The following is a 1248-nucleotide window of genomic DNA, read 5'->3' on the forward strand; positions in this document are numbered from 1 at the left end:
CGCAGCCGCTGCGCCTCCTCCTCGGCCTGCTGCTGCAAGGCGCGGATGCGCTCGGCGGACTCCGTCCGCAGCCGCTCCGTCTCGGCGCGGGCCTCCTCACGCAGCCGCTCCGCCTCCCGGCGCGCCTCGGTGAGCTGCTCCTCGGCCGCGGTCACCCGCGCCTCGGCCTCCTCACGGAGCCGGGCCAGCTCCTCGGCGGCCTCCTCGCGGGTCTGCCGGGCCTGTGTCTCGGCTTCCTCGCGGGTCTGCCGGGCCGCCTGCTCGGCGTCCGCCCTGGCCTGCTCAGCCTGCTGCTCGGCGCCGCCGCGCAGCTCCTCCGCCTCGGCGAGGGCGCGTTCGAGCACCTCGTCGGCCTGCCGGCGCAGCGCGGTGGCCCGCTCGATCGCCTCGGTGCGGACCCGCTCGCCCTCCGAAACGGCGGACTCGCGGGTCTCCTCGGCATCGGCCTTCGCCTGGCTGAGCAGCTCCTCGGCCCGGCCGGCGGCCTCCTCGATCTGCTGGACGGCGTCCTTGCGGGCCTCACCGCGGATCCGCTCGCCCTCCTCGACGGCCTCGGCCCGCAGTTGCTCCGCCTCACCGCGCAGCCGCCGCGCCTCCTCCTGGAGTTCGACGGTCTTGGCGCGGTACTCCTCGGTGTCGTCCTGGGCGGCGCCCTTGAGCTGCTCGGCGGTGTCGTGCGCCTGCGCACGCAGCCGGTCGGCCTCCTCCTCGGCCTCCCGGCGCAGCCGTTCGGCCTCCTCGGCCGCCGCCCGGGTGGTGGCCCGGGCCTCCTCCGCGGCCTTGCTGACCATCTCCTCGGCGTTGCGGGCCGCCTCCGCGAGCTGGGCGGCCGACTCCTCCGCCGAGATCGCCCTGGCCTTCTCCTTGGCCTCGACCACCATGCGCTCGGCGTCGGCGCGGGCGTCGGCGAGCGCCTGCTCGGCCTCCGCCTTCGACGCCTCGGCCTCCTTGGTGGCCTCGCCGACCATGCGGGCGATCTCCGCCTTGGCCGTCTTGACCCGCTGCTCGTTCTCCGACTCGGCGTCCGTGAGGCGCTTGCTCGCGGCCTCCTGGGCCTGCTCGACCAGCTTCTCGGCCTGCGCCCGCGCCTCCCGCAGCGACGTCTCGGCCTCCTGCATGCGCTCCTCGGCGCGACGGACCAGCCCGGCCGCCTCCCGGCGGCTCGTCTCCGCCTCCGACGTGGTGCTGCTGCGCAGCCGCTCGGCGTGGTCGGTGGCCTCCTGCGCCTGGCTGGACGCGGCGCTCAGC

At 76.7% G+C, this 1248-nt stretch carries 1 pseudogene; it reads right to left on the minus strand.

Going from position 1 to position 1248, the window contains the following annotated elements:
• Positions 1-1248 (minus strand): annotated as a pseudogene (locus ACYVE9_RS27380) (hypothetical protein); the annotation flags it as partial.

The organism is Streptomyces sparsus (assembly GCF_054776295.1).